This is a genomic window from Streptomyces sp. NPDC054847, from assembly GCF_053610925.1.
The window spans coordinates 1-15,717 of record NZ_JBSGZJ010000137.1 but is presented as its reverse complement, the minus strand read 5'-3'; the positions used below and the strand labels follow the sequence as shown (position 1 = coordinate 15,717).

General features: G+C 71.8%; 14 protein-coding genes. 3 read left to right on the top strand and 11 right to left on the bottom strand.

Annotation, left to right across the window (positions count from 1 at the left end):
* Nucleotides 1-80: 80 nt before the first annotated feature.
* The 11 genes from ACWGH4_RS16350 to ACWGH4_RS16300 all read right to left on the bottom strand — a co-directional run bounded on the left by ACWGH4_RS16350 (nt 81) and on the right by ACWGH4_RS16300 (nt 12,060).
* Complete coding sequence (locus ACWGH4_RS16350) at nt 81-1,199, bottom strand: polyprenyl synthetase family protein (RefSeq protein WP_453460905.1); 1,119 nt, start codon at nt 1,197-1,199, stop codon at nt 81-83.
* Entirely contained in the window at nt 1,196-2,581 is a 1,386-nt protein-coding gene (gene hpnE, locus ACWGH4_RS16345) for a hydroxysqualene dehydroxylase HpnE (protein WP_453460902.1), read from the bottom strand. The genes ACWGH4_RS16350 and hpnE overlap by 4 nt, the downstream gene beginning before the upstream one ends.
* 151 nt (nt 2,582-2,732) lie before the next feature.
* The gene (gene hpnD / locus ACWGH4_RS16340; protein ID WP_453460899.1) at nt 2,733-3,686 is read right to left on the bottom strand and encodes a presqualene diphosphate synthase HpnD; all 954 of its coding nucleotides are present in this window, start codon (nt 3,684-3,686) and stop codon (nt 2,733-2,735) included.
* On the bottom strand, nt 3,683-4,603 hold the full coding sequence (gene hpnC / locus ACWGH4_RS16335; protein WP_453460896.1) for a squalene synthase HpnC: 921 nt from the start codon (nt 4,601-4,603) through the stop codon (nt 3,683-3,685). Before hpnC ends, hpnD begins: the two co-directional genes overlap by 4 nt.
* Before the next feature lie 419 nt (nt 4,604-5,022).
* Complete coding sequence (locus tag ACWGH4_RS16330) at nt 5,023-5,817, bottom strand: ABC transporter ATP-binding protein (RefSeq protein ID WP_453460893.1); 795 nt, start codon at nt 5,815-5,817, stop codon at nt 5,023-5,025.
* A complete protein-coding gene (locus ACWGH4_RS16325) occupies nt 5,810-6,739 on the bottom strand; it encodes an ABC transporter permease (protein ID WP_441261998.1) in 930 nt (309 codons plus the stop codon). Before ACWGH4_RS16325 ends, ACWGH4_RS16330 begins: the two co-directional genes overlap by 8 nt.
* 88 nt (nt 6,740-6,827) lie before the next feature.
* Entirely contained in the window at nt 6,828-7,673 is an 846-nt protein-coding gene (locus tag ACWGH4_RS16320; protein ID WP_453460910.1) for a glycosyltransferase family 2 protein, read from the bottom strand.
* 35 nt (nt 7,674-7,708) lie between these two features.
* Nucleotides 7,709-8,488, bottom strand: coding sequence for a CDP-alcohol phosphatidyltransferase family protein (locus tag ACWGH4_RS16315; protein WP_441261997.1), 780 nt, complete (start codon nt 8,486-8,488; stop codon nt 7,709-7,711).
* Entirely contained in the window at nt 8,466-9,527 is a 1,062-nt protein-coding gene (locus tag ACWGH4_RS16310) for an iron-containing alcohol dehydrogenase (protein ID WP_441261996.1), read from the bottom strand. Before ACWGH4_RS16310 ends, ACWGH4_RS16315 begins: the two co-directional genes overlap by 23 nt.
* Nucleotides 9,515-10,252 (bottom strand): sugar phosphate nucleotidyltransferase, encoded by a 738-nt coding sequence (locus ACWGH4_RS16305; protein WP_441261995.1) that lies wholly within the window; start codon nt 10,250-10,252, stop codon nt 9,515-9,517. Before ACWGH4_RS16305 ends, ACWGH4_RS16310 begins: the two co-directional genes overlap by 13 nt.
* Entirely contained in the window at nt 10,249-12,060 is a 1,812-nt protein-coding gene (locus ACWGH4_RS16300; RefSeq protein ID WP_453460907.1) for a DUF5941 domain-containing protein, read from the bottom strand. Before ACWGH4_RS16300 ends, ACWGH4_RS16305 begins: the two co-directional genes overlap by 4 nt.
* Before the next feature lie 466 nt (nt 12,061-12,526).
* Between ACWGH4_RS16300 and ACWGH4_RS16295 the strand changes: the two genes are divergently transcribed.
* From ACWGH4_RS16295 to idi, 3 genes are all read left to right on the top strand, one after another.
* Nucleotides 12,527-13,468 (top strand): cation diffusion facilitator family transporter, encoded by a 942-nt coding sequence (locus tag ACWGH4_RS16295; RefSeq protein ID WP_453460888.1) that lies wholly within the window; start codon nt 12,527-12,529, stop codon nt 13,466-13,468.
* Between the two features lie 250 nt (nt 13,469-13,718).
* Nucleotides 13,719-14,993: a GNAT family N-acetyltransferase gene (locus ACWGH4_RS16290; RefSeq protein ID WP_453460885.1), complete on the top strand. Its 1,275-nt coding sequence runs from the start codon at nt 13,719-13,721 to the stop codon at nt 14,991-14,993.
* A gap of 156 nt (nt 14,994-15,149) precedes the next feature.
* Nucleotides 15,150-15,717: isopentenyl-diphosphate Delta-isomerase (idi, locus tag ACWGH4_RS16285; RefSeq protein ID WP_453460882.1), on the top strand; the 568-nt coding region annotated here is incomplete at its 3' end.

Genomic DNA, 15,717 nt, shown 5'->3' with positions numbered 1-15,717 from the left:
GACGATGACGTCACCGGCCGGCGACGCGCTTCATATGGTGCGGCTGTTGTTCCGGTCGGTCCTTGCGATGGTGATGGCGATCATCTCTTTCGTACGACGACGAAGTCCGCGAGCGCGACGAGCTGCGCGCGGACCCGTTCCGGCATGTCGACTCGGTCGAGGGCCTCGATCGCGACGGCGTGCTGACGGCGGGCCTCCTGGGAGGTCCACTCCCGGCCGCCGGCCTCCTCGATCAGGGCCGCCCGGGTGGCGAACTCCTCCTCGGAGAAGCGGGCGAAGTCGCTGCTCTTGGCGTCGGCGGCGAGCAGCTCGCCGAGCCGCTCGGAGGCCGGACCGCCGGCCGCGAGCGCCGCGACGACCGGCAGGGACTTCTTGCGCTGGCGCAGGTCGCTCCAGGTCTGCTTGCCGGTGGCGACCGGGTCGCCCCAGATGCCGAGCAGGTCGTCGACGGCCTGGAAGGCCAGACCGAGGTGGTGGCCGTACGCCTCCAGCGTGTCGGCGGTCCTCTCGTCGGCCCCGCCGAGCACCGCGCCGATGGAGACGGCGCAGGCCAGCAGCGCACCGGTCTTGTTGCCCTCCATCTCCAGGCACTCCTCGACGGTGACCCGCTCGCGGTGCTCGTAGGAGATGTCCTGGGCCTGGCCGTCGATGAGCTTGCGGGACGCGGTGGTGAGCCGGCGGGCGGCCCGCCCGGCCTCCACGGTGCCGCTCTCCAGCAGCACTTCGTTCGCCAGCGCGAAGAGCGCGTCGCCGACCAGGATCGCCAGGGCGGGCCCGTGCACCTTCCAGACCGTGTCGCGGTGGCGGCGCTGTTCGTCGCCGTCCATCAGGTCGTCGTGCAGGAGCGAGAAGTTGTGCACCAGCTCCACGGCGACGGCCCCGGGGATGCCGACCTCGGGCGCGGCGCCCGCCGCCTCCGCGGAGAGCAGCGCCAGCGCCGGGCGTACGGCCTTGCCGCCGTCGCCGTCCGACGGCCGTCCCTGCGCGTCGATCCAGCCGAAGTGGTAGGCGGCGACGGTGTCCATGGGCGGCGCGAGCCGCTCCACGGCGGCGCGCAGCACCGGCGTGGACATAGTCCGTCCGCGCTCCAGCAGCGCGGAGATGTCGACATTCTCCGCGCTCTGTGCGGTGTCGTCAGCCGGGTACGCCGAGTGCACTGTCGGCACGCTTTCTCCTCTGGTTCCAGTACTGGTGCTCACGCCGCCTCCTTGAGGGGATGTTCATGGCAGCGGCCGAGCGCGGAGAGCGCAGCACCCGCGGCACTGAACCCGCTGCGCACGGCGCCCTCCATGGTCGCGGGCCAGCCGGTGGCAGTCCACGCGCCAGCAAGGTACAGCCCGGAGGCGCGTGTGTGCGCGGCCGGCCGCAGCCTGCCGACGCCGGGGGACGGTGCGAAGGTCGCCGTACGCTCACGGGTGACGAAGAAATCCCGTACCTTCGCGCCGCGCGCTGCGGGCAACAGCCTTTCCAGCTCCGGCAGATACCTCTTCCGCAGCACGGAGACGGGTTCGTCGATCTCGTTGTGCGCCGCGGACTGGGAGACCGCGAGGTACTGGCCTTCCTTGGCGCCCGACGCCTCCGTGCGGTCGAAGACCCACTGGACCGACGTGCCGAGCGCGGCGAAGAAGGGCCGGCGCAGCACCCTGCGGTCGTACAGCACATGGATGTTGAGGATGGGGGCGGTGCCGATGTCGAGCAGCCGGTCGGGGTCCTCCAGCGCGCCGGCCGGGAGCAGGGCGTGGGCCTCGCGCTGCGCGACGGCCAGCACGACGGTGTCGGCGTCCAGTTGCTCGCCGTCCACGTCGACCTGCCAGCGGCCGTCCGCGGGCCGGCTGATCCGCCGTACCCGGGTGGACAGTTCGGTGCGCACCCCGGCCGAGTCGAGGGCCTTGCGGGCGAGTGTGTCGTGCAGGTCGCCGAGCGGCACCCGGGCCCAGCCGATGTCGGCGGCGCCGGGCTCGGACAGCAGCCCTGTCTTGAAGACCATCGCGGCGAGACCCAGGGACGCCTGCGGTGCCCTGGCGTTGAGGGTCGCTACGCCGACGAGGTCCCACAGGGCGGCGACGGCGCGCGGCGACTGGCCGTGGCGGCCGAGCCAGGTCGCGAAGTCGACGCCGTCCAGTGCCGGGTCCGTGGGGTCCAGCCCTTTCAGCGCGAGCGCCGCACGGCCGACGCCCGCCCGCTCGGCGAGCGAGAGGTGCGGGTAGCCGGCGAGGCTCCCGGCGAGGTGCAGCGGTACGGGCAGCGCGGAGCGCCGCAGGCGGCCGAGCCTCGGCCCCTTCCTGGCGGCGACGTCGAGGACGGGCACGTCCAGGCGGTCCTGGACCGGGGCGAGGTGCGCGCCGTCGATCCGGTCGAGGAACCAGCGGTAGGCGGTGCAGCAACGCAGGTACACGTGCTGGCCGTTGTCCACGGTGAGCTCGCCGCGGCGGAACGAGAAGGCGAGCCCGCCGAGCCGTGGCCGGCTCTCGAGCAGGGTGACCCGCACCCCCGCGTCGGCGAGTTGGAGTGCCGCGGTGACACCGGCGATGCCGCCGCCGACCACCACCGCGTGCCGGGAGTCCATGCCGTCGGCCGTCATCCGCGTGCCTCCCTCGTGAACCGATTGCCGCCGGGCACGTGACGTGCCGCGGCCGCCACCGTCAGTGACGCGGCGGCGGCCCGGCCGGTTGCCCGCCGCGCGGGTTCGGGTGCCTGCGCCGCGGCCGGGTCCGTGATGTCCGTCGGGGGTGTCACCGGCGCCCTCCGTGGGTCTGGCGGCCGATGTGGCGGGCGTCCAGGCCGGACAGTCCGCGGACGGCGACGTACGCCTTCTCGCGTCCCGGCAGGGAGACACGCCCGCGCAGCACGGCGTCCGGGTCGCGTTCGATGCGGTCGAGGAGCCGGCGGTAGATGCCGGCCATGGCCGCGACGCACGCGCCGCTGCGCCGGTCCAGCATGGGCAGCAGGCGGTAGCCCTCGGCGAACAGGGCACGGGCGCGCCGTACTTCGAAGTGGACCAGGCCGGCGAAGTCGGAGCCGGGCGGCGGTGTCGTGCCGTGAAAGCCGTCGGAGCAGCCGAACTTGGCGAGGTCGTCGGACGGCAGGTAGGTGCGGCCGTTGGCCGCGTCCTCGGCGATGTCCCTGAGGATGTTGGTGACTTGCAGGGCGAGGCCCAGCGTATCGGCGTACTCGGCGGCGCGGTCGGCTCCGCGCGCGCCGGGCTGGGTACCGAACACGCCGAGCGAGAGCCGCCCGATCGCGCCGGCCACGCACCGGCAGTAGGCCTTGAGGTCGTCCCAGGTCTCGTACGTCTCGCCGCGGACGTCCATCAGCACGCCGTCGATGAGCTCGTCGAGGCCGCCGAGCGGCAGCGGGAAGCGGCGTGCGGCGTCGCAGAGCGCGACGGCGACGGGGTCGGTGTCGTCCTCGTCGACGGCGCCCTGCCTGATGCGTTCGAGCAGCTCGCGCGTGGCTTCCAGCCGGTCCTGCTTGGCCTGCGGCTTCAGCGTGCCGTCACCGATGTCGTCGACGCGCCGGGAGAACGCGTACAGCGCCGACATGGCCTGGCGCTTGTGCGGCGGCAGGAGCCTGATGCCGTAGGCGAAGTTCCGGGCCTGCTGTCCGGTGACGGCCTCGCAGTAGCTGTACGCGGCCTGCACCGGCGCGGTCGGCACCTGGGTCGGTCCCTCCATCGTCCGGTTCATCCCTCTCTACGCGCTCTTCGCAAGACGGTCCCCACTTCACGCAGCAGCCTCGGCCTGGTCGCTCTGGGCGGTGCGGGCAGCACATCATGTCCGGCGGCGGCGATCGCGGCGAGCGCGGCACGCCCACCGCCGACGAAACCCGCCAGCAGCAGCCGCAGCCGCCCGTCGACGGAGCCGACCAGCCCGATGCCCTCGTCGAGCAGCGCCCGTGCCCGCTGCGCCTCGAAGGCGATCAGGGCGCGCACCGAGGCGCCTGCGGTCGGTGCGGCAAGGTCGGCCTCCGTGATGTGGAAACGTTTCATGTCCTCTGCCGGCAGGTAGATCCGGTCGCGGGCGAGGTCCTCCGCGACGTCCTGGAGGTGCTCGACGATCTGGAGCCCCGTGCACACGGCGTCGGAGCGGCGCAGCCGCTCGGGGCTCGTCGTGCCGGTGATGCCGAGGACGAGCCGGCCCACCGGGTTCGCCGACAGCTCGCAGTAGGCGAGGAGGTCGTCGTACGTCTCGTAGCGGCGTACCAGCTGGTCCTGCCGGTTGGCGGCGATCAGGCCGAGGAACGGCTCGGGGGTGAGCGAGCGCCGCGCGACGGTGGGCCGCAGTGCCCGCAGCAGCGGGTGGCGCGGGGCGTCGCCCGACAGGTCGAAGACGCGGCGCAGGTCGGCCTCGAAGGCGTCGAGGAGGGCGAGCCGGTCGTCGGCCGGGTCCGGTCCGATGCCGAGGTGGCGGGCGTCGGCGCCGCCGGGCGCGAGGTCACCGTCGCCGATGTCGTCGACGAGCCGGGCGTAGCCGTAGACGGCCATGAGGTCGTCCCGCCAGGCGCGGGGGAGGAAGAACGGGGCGACGGGGAAGTTCTCGTCGGCGGCCTTGTCGAGGGTGCCCCGGGCCGGGTCGTCGGCGCGCGGGTGCACGGTGCCCGTCACTGCGCGCTGCCGGGAACGGAGACGGCGATGGGCTCGCGGAGCTGGAGACTTCCCGTCATGGCCATCACATCTCCCGTTCTACACTGCCGACTCAATACATCCCATTTCGGACACGCCGCCGCACGCTGCGCCGCTTGCCTGCCACCCCGTGACCGAAGGCCGGGCCGATCGGATCGCGACATATCGCCCCACTTGCCGCGATTCGGTCCCGGTACAGCTTACGTTGTACAACGCCGAACGACGCCCCGGGGTGCCGCACAGAACGGAACAACACCGCGTTCGGGTCCAACCTTCCCGGATCCCGGGCAAGTTGACTGCCCGTCGGCGGTCCGGTGCACCGCACCGCCGGAGGCCGGCGGCAAGCGGAAGGCCCTCGCCGGCCGACCGGCGAGGGCCTTGCGGGCGCTGGGGAACCGGGGCTACTTGCCCGTCTCCTTCTCGTACGCCTTGATGACCTCGTCGGTCGGACCGTCCATCAGGAGTTCGCCCTTCTCCAGCCACAGGACCCGGTCGCAGGTGTCCCGGATCGACTTGTTGCTGTGGCTGACGAGGAAGACCGTGCCGGCCTCCTTGCGAAGCTCCCTGATGCGCTCCTCGGAGCGGATCTGGAACCGGCGGTCACCGGTGGCCAGCGCCTCGTCGATCATCAGGACGTCGTGGTCCTTCGCGGCGGCGATGGAGAAGCGGAGCCTGGCCGCCATGCCGGAGGAGTACGTGCGCATCGGCAGGGTGATGAAGTCGCCCTTCTCGTTGATGCCGGAGAAGTCGACGATCCCCTGGTAGCGCTCGCGGATCTCCTCGCGCGACATGCCCATGGCCAGGCCGCCGAGTATGACGTTGCGCTCGCCGGTCAGGTCGTTCATCAGCGCGGCGTTGACGCCGAGCAGCGAGGGCTGGCCGTCGGTGTAGACCTTGCCGCTCTCGGCCGGCAGCAGACCGGCGATGGCGCGCAGCAGGGTCGACTTGCCGGAGCCGTTGGTGCCGATCAGGCCGATCGCCTCGCCGCGGTAGGCGGTGAAGGTCACGCCGCGCACGGCGTGGACCTTGCGCACACCGCGCGCCTCGCCCTTCTCCCGGCGCAGGATCCGGCTCAGCGCCGCCGTGGCGCTGCCCTTTCCGCCGCTGCCGGCGTTGACCCGGTACACGATGTGCACGTCGTCGGCGATGACGGTCGGGACGCGCGCCCCGGCTCTGTTGTCGTTGTTCTCAGCCACGGCCGTACCGCTCCTCAGCCTTCCAGAAGTACACGAAGCCCGCGAAGCCGACCAGGAGGGCCCAGCCCAGGCCGGCCGCCCAGACGTGCGAGGGCAGGTTCTCGGAACCGTAGCCGTCGATCAGCGCGAACCGGATGAGGTCCATGTAGACCGCGGCCGGGTTGTACATGAGGACGTCCGCGATCCAGGCCGGCTTGTCGGCGAGCATCACCGGGATGGAGAACATCACGCCCGAGGCGTAGAGCCAGGTGCGCATGACGAACGGCATCAGCTGCGCCAGGTCGGGGGTCTTCGCTCCGAGCCTGGCCATGATCAGGGCCAGGCCGGTGTTGAACACGAACTGCAGCGCGAGCGCGGGGAGCACCAGCAGCCAGGACAGGGCCGGGTAGCTGCCGAGGCCGACCACCACCGCCACCAGCACGATCATCGAGAACAGCAGCTGCTGGAGCTGCTGGAGCGCGAAGGAGATCGGCAGCGACGCCCGGGGGAAGTGCAGGGCGCGCACCAGGCCCAGGTTGCCCGAGATCGCCCGCACACCCGCCATCACCGAGCTCTGGGTGAACGTGAACACGAACACACCGGTCACCAGGAACGGGATGTAGACCTCGGTGCTGAAGCCCCGGTCCGCGTCGAGGATCAGGCCGAAGATCAGGAAGTACACCAGCGCGTTCAGCAGCGGCGTCGCCACCTGCCAGAGCTGCCCCAGCTTCGCCTGGCTGTACTGGGCCGTCAGCTTGGCCTGCGAAAAGGCCAGGATGAAGTGGCGGCGGCCCCAGAGCTGCCTGATGTACGAGGCCAGGCCCGGGCGGGCGCCGCTGACGGTCAGGCCGTACTTGGCGGCGAGCTGCGACGGGGACAGGCCGTCGTCCGGCGACGGCGTGCGGCTCGTCAGGATGGCACCGTCATGGGTTGTGTCACTCACAAGTTGAAACTTTCGTCTTCAAGATGCGCGGCAGTTCGGGGCGCGGCCTCAGCGGCTCGTCGCCCCGATGCTCTCAGAACCGAGCTTGTCAGATGACAGGAGGTCGGCCCAGCCTGGTAAGACGCCACACCGTACGCCACCTCATCGGGCGGCGCGGTCCGCAGGGTGTGCGCCATCCCTCCCGGAAACCGCCGAACCACGCCTTGAGCGCCGGCAGCGTCGGGCGCCGCAGGAGAGTGAGCAGCACCCACACCCCCACGTAGACGGGCACCAGGGGCAGGGGCAGGTTCCGCCGCGCCACCCAGACCCGGTTGCGGGCCACCATCCGGTGGTAGACCGCGTGCCGGGAGGGGGGCATGGTCGGGTGGAGGAGCACCATGTCCGCGCGGTACTCGATGGACCAGCCGGCGTCCAGTGCGCGCCAGGCGAGATCCGTCTCCTCGTGGGCGTAGAAGAACTCGTCGGGAAGCCCGCCGACCTGGGCCAGCACCTTCGTGCGCACGGCGTTGGCACCGCCGAGGAAGGTGGTGACCCGAGAGGAGCGCATCGGGTCGGAGGCACGCAGTCTCGGGACGTGCCGGCGCTGGGTGAGCCCGGTCTCGGGATCCGCGATGCGGAAGCTGACGATGCCCAGGCCCGGGTCCGCGTCGAAGGCCTCCCGGACCAGCTGGGCGGTGCCCGCGTCGGGGAGCAGTCCGTCGTCGTCCAGGAAGAGCAGCACGTCGACGTCCGAGCCGCCGGGTCCGAAGGCCTCGATGCCGACGTTGCGGCCGCCGGGGATTCCGAGGTTCTCCGGCAGGTCGATCGTGCGCACGCCCTCGGGCACGTCCACCACGGGAGCGCCGTTGCCGACCACGACCACCTCGATGGGGTCGCCGTCCTGCTTGGCGACCGAGTCGAGGAGGGCGCGCAGCTCGTCGGGCCGGGTCCCCATCGTGATGACGACGGCGCCGAGCTTCAGCGGGGCCGTCACTTCAGCCTGCTCGAAGCGAGGACGGACACGAGGTGGAGCAGCGTCTGGAGCAGCGCGATGCCGGCCAGCACGGCGACGCCGAGACGGGAGAAGAACAGGTCGTCCCGGACCTCGTCGAGGACGGCCAGCACCAGGATGAGCAGGGACGCCTCGATGCCGAGGACCAGCCGGTGGAACTTCAGCGCGGCGGCGGCCCGGCGGGCGAGTGCCACCCCGGAGGAGCGCGGCTCCGCCGCCGCCTCCTTGACCGGAGGCAGCCCGCCCTGGTGGCGGGCGACACCGACGAGGTCGGTCTCGGCCTTGATCAGGATCGCGCCGAGCGCGGCGAGGGTGCCGAGGAAGGCCCACAGCCAGTCGGTCCGGCCGCTGCCCCACAGGTCCGCGGCGCGCAGGCCGAAACCGACCAGGACCGCCGCGTCGCACAGGTAGGCGCCGACCCGGTCCAGGTACACGCCGGACAGCGAGAACTGCTGCTTCCAGCGGGCCACCTCGCCGTCGACGCAGTCGAGCAGCAGATAGAGCTGGACCGCGACCACACCGAGTACGGCCCCCCATATGCCCGGCACGAGCAGGGCGGGAGCGGCCAGGACACCGGCGAGGGTCATCACGTAGGTCAGCTGGTTGGGCGTGACCTTGGTGGTGACCAGGAGGCGGGTGATCCGCAGGGAGATCTCGCGCATGTAGAGGCGGCCGCCCCAGTGCTCACCGCTGCGCCGGTCCTTCACACCCGCGGGGTGAACGACCGGGCGGAGTTCAGCTACTGATGGTCTTGGCATAGTCGGCGTACGCGTCCCTGATTTGGTCATGGTCGAGGTCGAGGTGCTCGAGGATGGTGAAACGGCCCGGGCGGGTCTGCGGCGCGTACTCCACGGCGCGCACGAACTCGTCCGCGGAGAAGCCGATCTCCTGCGGGAGCACGGGCAGACCGTGCCGGCGCAGCACCTCGGCGAACAGGCCGGCCTGCTCGCCGGCACCGCGCAGGTGCATCGCGAAGGCCGCTCCCAGTCCGCACTGCTCGCCGTGGCTGGCCGCCCGCTTGGGGTACAGCAGGTCGAAGGCGTGGCTGATCTCGTGGCAGGCGCCCGAGGCGGGCCGGGAGTCGCCGCTGATCGACATGGCGATCCCGGTCAGCACCAGAGCCTCGGCGAGAACGGTCAGGAACTCGTCGTCGCCGACGCCGCCGGGATGGCGCAGCACGGACTCGCCCGCGGTGCGGCCCATGGCGGCGGCCAGGCCGTCGACCTTCTCGCCGGTGACCTGGTGGGAGAGCTCCCAGTCGGCGATCGCCGAGATGTTGGAGATCGCGTCGCCGATGCCGGAGCGGACGAAGCGGACGGGGGCCTCGCGGATCACGTCGAGGTCGATGACCATGGCGATGGGCGTCGGGACACCGTAGGAGCCGCGGCCGTTGTCGTTGTCGAGCGTGGAGACCGGCGAGCAGAGGCCGTCGTGCGAGAGGTTCGTCGCCACGGCGACGAGCGGCAGGCCGACCCGTGCCGCGGCGTACTTCGCCACGTCGATGATCTTGCCGCCGCCGAGGCCGACGACCGCGTCGTACCGCTTGCCCTTGATGTCGTCGGCCAGCTTGACCGCGGCGTCGATGGTGCCGCCGGCGACCTCGTACCAGTCGGCGCCGGGCAGCGTAGGCGCCATCTGCGCCCGGAGTACCTGTCCCGAGCCGCCGCTGATCGCGATCGCCAGCCGGCCGGACGCGGAGATCCGCTGGTCGGCGAGGATGCCGGCCAGGTCGTCCAGTGCGCCCGCCCGGACGTCGACGACGACCGGTGAGGGGATGAGCCGGGTCAGTACTGGCACGCGATGTCACGGCCCTTCGCGAGGTCGTCGTGGTTGTCGATCTCGACCCACTTGACGTCGCCGATGGGCGCCACGTCGATCGTGAAACCGCGGTTGACGAGCTCCTGGTAGCCGTCCTCGTAGTAGAGGTCGGGGTCGCGCTCGAACGTCGTCTTCAGCGCGTCCGCGAGGTCCGCGGCGGCCTCCGGCTCGATGAGCGTGACGCCGATGTACTCGCCGGTGGCGGTCGCCGGGTCCATCAGCTTGGTGATCCGCTGGACACCCTTGCCCTCGGCGGTGATGACCTTCATCTCCTCGTCGGCGAGGTTCTTCACCGTGTCGAGGGCGAGGATGATCTTCTGGCCGTTGCCGCGGGCGGCGAGCAGGGTCTTCTCGACGGAGACGGGGTGCACGGTGTCGCCGTTGGCGAGGATCACGCCCTCGGCGAGGACGTCACGGGCGCACCACAGGGAGTAGGCGTTGTTCCACTCCTCCGCCTTGTCGTTGTCGACGAGGGTGAGCTTCAGGCCGTACTTCGCCTCGAGCGCCGCCTTGCGCTCGTACACGGCCTCCTTGCGGTAGCCGACGACGATCGCCGCCTCCGTGAGCCCGATCTCCGCGAAGTTGCCCAGCGTCAGGTCGAGGACCGTGGTCTCCCCGTCCACCGGCACGAGGGCCTTCGGAAGCGTGTCGGTGTAGGGGCGAAGACGCCTTCCGGCACCGGCTGCCAGTACGAGGCCAATCATGCGGGTTCTCCTTCGTCATGTACTGCGGGTGCCTGCGAGGACACCCAGAAGCGAACGCTCTCGACCAGCACCACGGCCGCCACGGCCACAGCGAGGACCGTCAGCGCGATGGTGATGTCCGCGGGCAGCAGGAAAGCGAGCACAGCGACTGCCAGAACCCGCCCCTCGTGCCCGCCGACGGCCCGGACCAGCCAGTGCGGCGGCGCGCCGGTGCCACCGCGGATGCGGTACACCGTGTCGTAGTGATGGTACGCGACAGCCGCTACCAGCCCGTAAGCGGCCGGCAGCGCCCCGTTCACCTCCGCGTGTGCGGCGAGGAGCAGGATCGTGCCGTACTCGGCGGCCCGGAAGACAGGGGGGACGAGCCAGTCGAGGGCGCCCTTGAGGGGCCGGGCGACGGCGAGCCCCGAGGTGGCGGCGTACACGAGGGCGGCGACCAGCGTCCAGACGCTGCCGAAGCCGGTGAAGGCGGCTGTCGCCAGCAGCCCGGCCGCGCCCACGGCGGCCGCCGCGAGCGGCGCCGGGCCCGGCAGCCTCCGTGCGACGCGGGCGGTCGCACGGGAAACGGCCTCCGCGGCCGGCCCGGAGTCCGCGAGGTCGGCGAGCGCCTGGGCCGCACGGTCCGTGCGGTGCGCCTTGCGGGTCAGCGAACGCAGCACCCGGCCGGCGGTGGTGTAGCAGGCGGCGAGGGAACAGCCGACGAGCAGGGCGTAGAAGACGATGCGCGGGGTCGCCACGGCGGTGAGCACGGCGATCATCGCCCAGCGCTCGCCGATCGGCAGAACTATCATCCGGCGCAGCCAGACCGTCCAGCCGACGCTGTCGAGCTTGCTGGACAGGGCGGCCGTGGGACTCGTGTTGGCCGTGGCGTCGTGGTTCGCCTCGTTGAAGGAGAAGTCGACGACGTGCCGGCACGTCTGGAGCACCATCGCGCCGAGGGCGAGCGCCCAGACGTCGTCGCCGCCGCGGGCGGCGCCGAGGGCGAGTCCGGCGTAGTAGGCGTACTCCTTGGCCCGGTCGAAGGTCGCGTCGAGCCAGGCGCCGAGCGTCGAGTACTGCAGGGAGTAGCGGGCGAGCTGCCCGTCGGTGCAGTCCAGGACGAAGGAGAAGAGCAGCAGCAGGCCGGCGGCGATGTAGCCGGGGCGGGTGCCGGTGGCCGCGCAGCCGGCCGCGACGAGCGCGGTGAGCAGCGACGCGGTGGTGACGTGGTTCGGCGTCAGTCCCCTGCGGGCGCACCAGCGTGCGATGTAGCGGGAGTAGGGGCTGATGCAGAAGGTGGTGAAGAAGCCGTCGCGCGCCTTGACGGCGGAGCGCAGGCGCACCGCCTCGTCGTCGACCGCTTCGACGGCGGCGCGCGTCCGGTGCCGTTCCTCCGCGTCGGAGGGCACGGCGGCGACCAGCGGACCGAGCTCGGGGTGATGGACGGACATGCCCCGGGCCTCGAGCTCTGCGGTCACACCGTCGACGACACCGTCGCCGGCGACGGCTCCCGCGCCGGCCGGCACGGTGGCGGAGACGGCGCGCACGGCGCCGGTCAGCGCGGCGCGTCCGGCCGGCTGGGCGGTGAGTGCGCCGGTGACGGCGGCGGTGGGAAAGCGCGGGTCGGTCAGCGCCAGCCGCAGGGCGTGCACATGGCCCACGAAGCGCGGGTCGACCACGGCGACCCTCTCGGTACCGGGCACGGCCTCGATCAGGGCGGCGGTGTGCTCAGGGCCGCCTGCGACCCGCACGTCGAAGCCCAGCGACCGCAGATCGCCCTCGAGCGACGACCCGGGTACTGGCGGACCGGTGAGGATGGCGGTCGACAGACGAACTCACTCCTTGGCGCTGACAGTGCTGGTCCACGGCGGCTCGGCCCGCACACGGGCGGCGGCACGTCGGCAGAGGCTATCGGATGTACGGAAGCGGGAGTTCACCGGCCGTTTACGCCCTGGCGGCCCGCCGAGATCATCATTGTCGATCCACGCCCCGCCCTCCAAACCGAGGCCCCGGCCAGAGCCCGTGACGTGGCGCATCGCACGTGGAGCACGTTCCGGCGGGGGCCTGTCGTGCACGCCGTGACGGCGGCAGGCGAACGGGCGGCCGTGTCCTACGGCCTGCCTCGGACGCCACGAGGGTGCACCGTACTGATCTGCAGGACGCTCTGACCTGCAAGCATTTCCGCAGGTCAGAGCATATGACAACGGTGTTCAGTGCCGTGTTGCCCGATACCCCCCACCCGTAGTTGACTTAGCCTCGGCCGAGCGACGCGCACCAACAGTGAAAGGCATCGACATGGGGGCAGGGCACGACCACGGGCATACTCACGGCGGCCCGCCGCCCACGGGCACCGCGGCCGCCGCCCACCGGAGCCGGCTGCGGATCGCCCTCGCCATCACGCTCGGCGTGACGGTGCTGGAGGTCGTCGGCGGGGTGCTGTCGGGCTCGCTGGCCCTGCTCGCGGACGCTGCGCACATGGCGACGGACGCGGTGGGCCTCGGGATGGCCCTGCTCGCGATCCACTTCGCCAACCGGCCGGCCGGGGTGAACCGCACGTTCGGCTTCGCCCGGGCCGAGATCCTCGCGGCGCTCGCCAACTGTCTGCTGCTGCTCGGCGTCGGCGGTTTCCTGCTCGTGGAGGCGGTGCAGCGGTTCATGGAGCCGGCGGAGACCCGGGGCGGCCTCACCGTCGTCTTCGCCGTCGTCGGCCTGGTGGCGAACATGGTCTCGCTGACGCTGCTGATGCGGGGCCAGAAGGAGAGCATCAACGTTCGCGGCGCCTATCTCGAGGTGATGGCGGACGCGCTCGGCTCGGTGACGGTCCTGGTGTCCGCGGGGATCATCCTGGCGACCGGCTGGCAGTACGCCGACCCGATCGCCTCCCTGGCCATCGGCGTGATGATCGTGCCGCGCACTCTGCGGCTGCTGCGGGAGACGCTGAACGTGCTGTTGGAGTCGGCCCCCAAGGGCGTCGACATGGAGGAGGTGCGTGCGCACATACTGGCCCTGCCCGGCGTGGCGGACGTGCACGACCTGCACGCCTGGACGATCACGTCCGGAATGCCGGTGCTCTCGGCGCACGTGGTCGTCAGCCAGGAAGCGCTGGACTCGGTGGGCCACGAGAAGATGCTGCACGACCTCCAGGGCTGCCTCGGCGAGCACTTCGACGTCGAGCACTGCACCTTCCAGCTGGAGCCGGTCGGGCACGCCGAGCACGAGGCGAGACTCTGCCACTGAGCGGGACCGCCCGCCCCTGCTAGGGTTTCCGCGGACGCGGACGTCCCACGATCCTTGAGAGGAGCTGAGGTTGATGACCGTCGCAGCGGACTCCCCCTGCGCCTGGCGGCGTGGTGGTACCCCCAGCCCTGCGCACACCCGGTCCTTCCTCATCCTCCGGGCTTCCGTCCGACCCTGATCCGATCCTGTCCGGTATCCGCCGGTCCGATCGCGCACGTCGGCCGGAGCCCCGTGAACAAGGGTTTCCACGTTGTCCGACAACGCTTTGCACGACGCTTTCTTCGCCCTGCACCACGGTCTCCCGCGGCAGGGTCCCGGCTCCGACGACACCTCTGCGCGGCTGCTCGCGGCGGTGGGCCCCCTGCCCGCCCGGCCGCGCGTGCTCGACCTCGGCTGCGGTCCCGGCCGCTCGGCCCTGCTGCTGGCAGAGCGGGCCGGCGCACTGGTGACGGCGGTCGATCTGCACCAGCCGTTCCTGGACGAGCTGCGGCACAGCGCCGTGGCGCGCGGCCTCGGTGACTCGATCGTCACCGTCAACGCCGACATGGGAGACCTCCCCTTCCCCGACGGGTCGTTCGACCTCGTCTGGGCGGAGAGCTCCGCCTACAGCATCGGCTTCGACACCGGGCTCGAGAAGTGGCGGCGGTTGCTCTCCCCCTGCACCCAGCGGCGTGGGGGGACCACCGGCGGCAGCCTGGTCATGACCGAGTGCGAGTGGACATCGGCCGAGCCGTCCCCGGAGGCCCGCGCCTTCTGGGACGCGCTCTACCCGTTGCGCGGCACGGCCGACAACTGTTCGGCGGCCGTCGCGGCCGGCTACACCGTGCTCGGGCTGTACCGGCAGCCCGAGAGCGACTGGGACGAGTACTACGGCCCGCTGGGCGAGCGGGCCGACGCCGCGGACCCGGGCGTGCCCGGCATGCCGGAGGCGGTGGCCGCCACCCGCGCGGAGATCGCCATGCGCAGGGACCACGGCGCGGAGTTCGGTTACACCGGCTACGTGCTCCGCCCGGCCGACCCCCGCTGGCGCACCCGGCCGGAGACGGCGGCCGACATCCCGGCCGTACGCGCGGTCAACGCCGCCGCGTTCCCCACCCCGGAGGAGGCCGCCCTCGTGGACTCGCTCCGCCTGGACGCCGAGGCGTGGCTGCCGGGGCTGTCGTACGTGGCGGAGGCCGAGGACGGGTCGGTCGCCGCGTACGCGCTGCTCACCCGGTGCCGGATCGGCGGCACACCCGCGCTCGCCCTGGCGCCGGTCGCGACCGCGCCCCGCCATCAGCGGCAGGGGGCGGGGACGGCGGTCGTACGGGCGGTGCTCGACGCGGCGCGGTCGCGCGGTGACGGACCGGTCGTCGTCCTGGGGCATCCCGGGTACTACCCGAGGTTCGGCTTCGAGGTCGCGGTGAAGCACGGGATCAGGACATCTTTCGAGGTACCGGAGGAGGCCCTGATGGTGCTGACGCTCGACGGCCGCGAAGAGGTGCCGAAGGGCACGGTCCGCTATCCGGCGGCGTTCGGCGTCTGACCGGCTGTCCGTCCCGCCCCGGCCGACGGGGCGGGGCGGACATGCCAGGCGGCCACCGAAGTACGGACAAGCCGCTTTTGTACGGCAGACTGAGCGGGGCCCAGGGTCCTTCCTCCGGAAGGACCGCAGGGCCGAGGACCGATGCGAAGGACGGTTATGCCGATCACACCAGCCACCGCGGCGACCAGTTCGTCGAACGGCACATCACCAGCGATCCTGCTCGAGCTGGTCGACGAGGAGGGCAACACCATCGGCACGGCGGAGAAGCTCTCCGCCCATCAGGCGCCCGGTCGGCTGCACCGCGCGTTCTCGGTGTTCCTCTTCGACGAGCAGGGGCGGCTGCTGCTGCAGCGCCGTGCGCTGGGCAAGTACCACTCCCCCGGTGTCTGGTCGAACACCTGCTGCGGCCACCCGTACCCGGGCGAGGCGCCGTTCGCCGCGGCCGCCCGGCGCACCTACGAGGAGCTGGGGGTCTCCCCCTCGCTGCTCGCCGAGGCCGGCACGGTCCGCTACAACCACCCGGACCCGGAGTCCGGGCTGGTCGAGCAGGAGTACAACCACCTCTTCGTCGGGATGGTGCAGCAGCCGGTGCTGCCGGATCCGGAGGAGATCAGCGAGACGGCTTTCGTGACGCCGGACGAGCTGACCGAGCTGCACGGCCGGGCGACGTTCTCCGCCTGGTTCATGACGGTGCTGGACGCGGCCAGGCCCGCGGTCAGGGAGC

Excerpts from the sequence above, each read along its gene's own strand:
- hpnE (WP_453460902.1), bottom strand. The coding sequence starts at position 2,581 with ATGACGGCCGACGGCATGGACTCCCGGCACGCGGTGGTGGTCGGCGGC.
- hpnD (WP_453460899.1), bottom strand. The coding sequence starts at position 3,686 with ATGAACCGGACGATGGAGGGACCGACCCAGGTGCCGACCGCGCCGGTG.
- ACWGH4_RS16320 (WP_453460910.1), bottom strand. The coding sequence starts at position 7,673 with ATGGGGACCCGGCCCGACGAGCTGCGCGCCCTCCTCGACTCGGTCGCC.
- ACWGH4_RS16315 (WP_441261997.1), bottom strand. The coding sequence starts at position 8,488 with ATGCCAAGACCATCAGTAGCTGAACTCCGCCCGGTCGTTCACCCCGCG.
- ACWGH4_RS16305 (WP_441261995.1), bottom strand. The coding sequence starts at position 10,252 with ATGATTGGCCTCGTACTGGCAGCCGGTGCCGGAAGGCGTCTTCGCCCC.
- ACWGH4_RS16295 (WP_453460888.1), top strand. The coding sequence starts at position 12,527 with ATGGGGGCAGGGCACGACCACGGGCATACTCACGGCGGCCCGCCGCCC.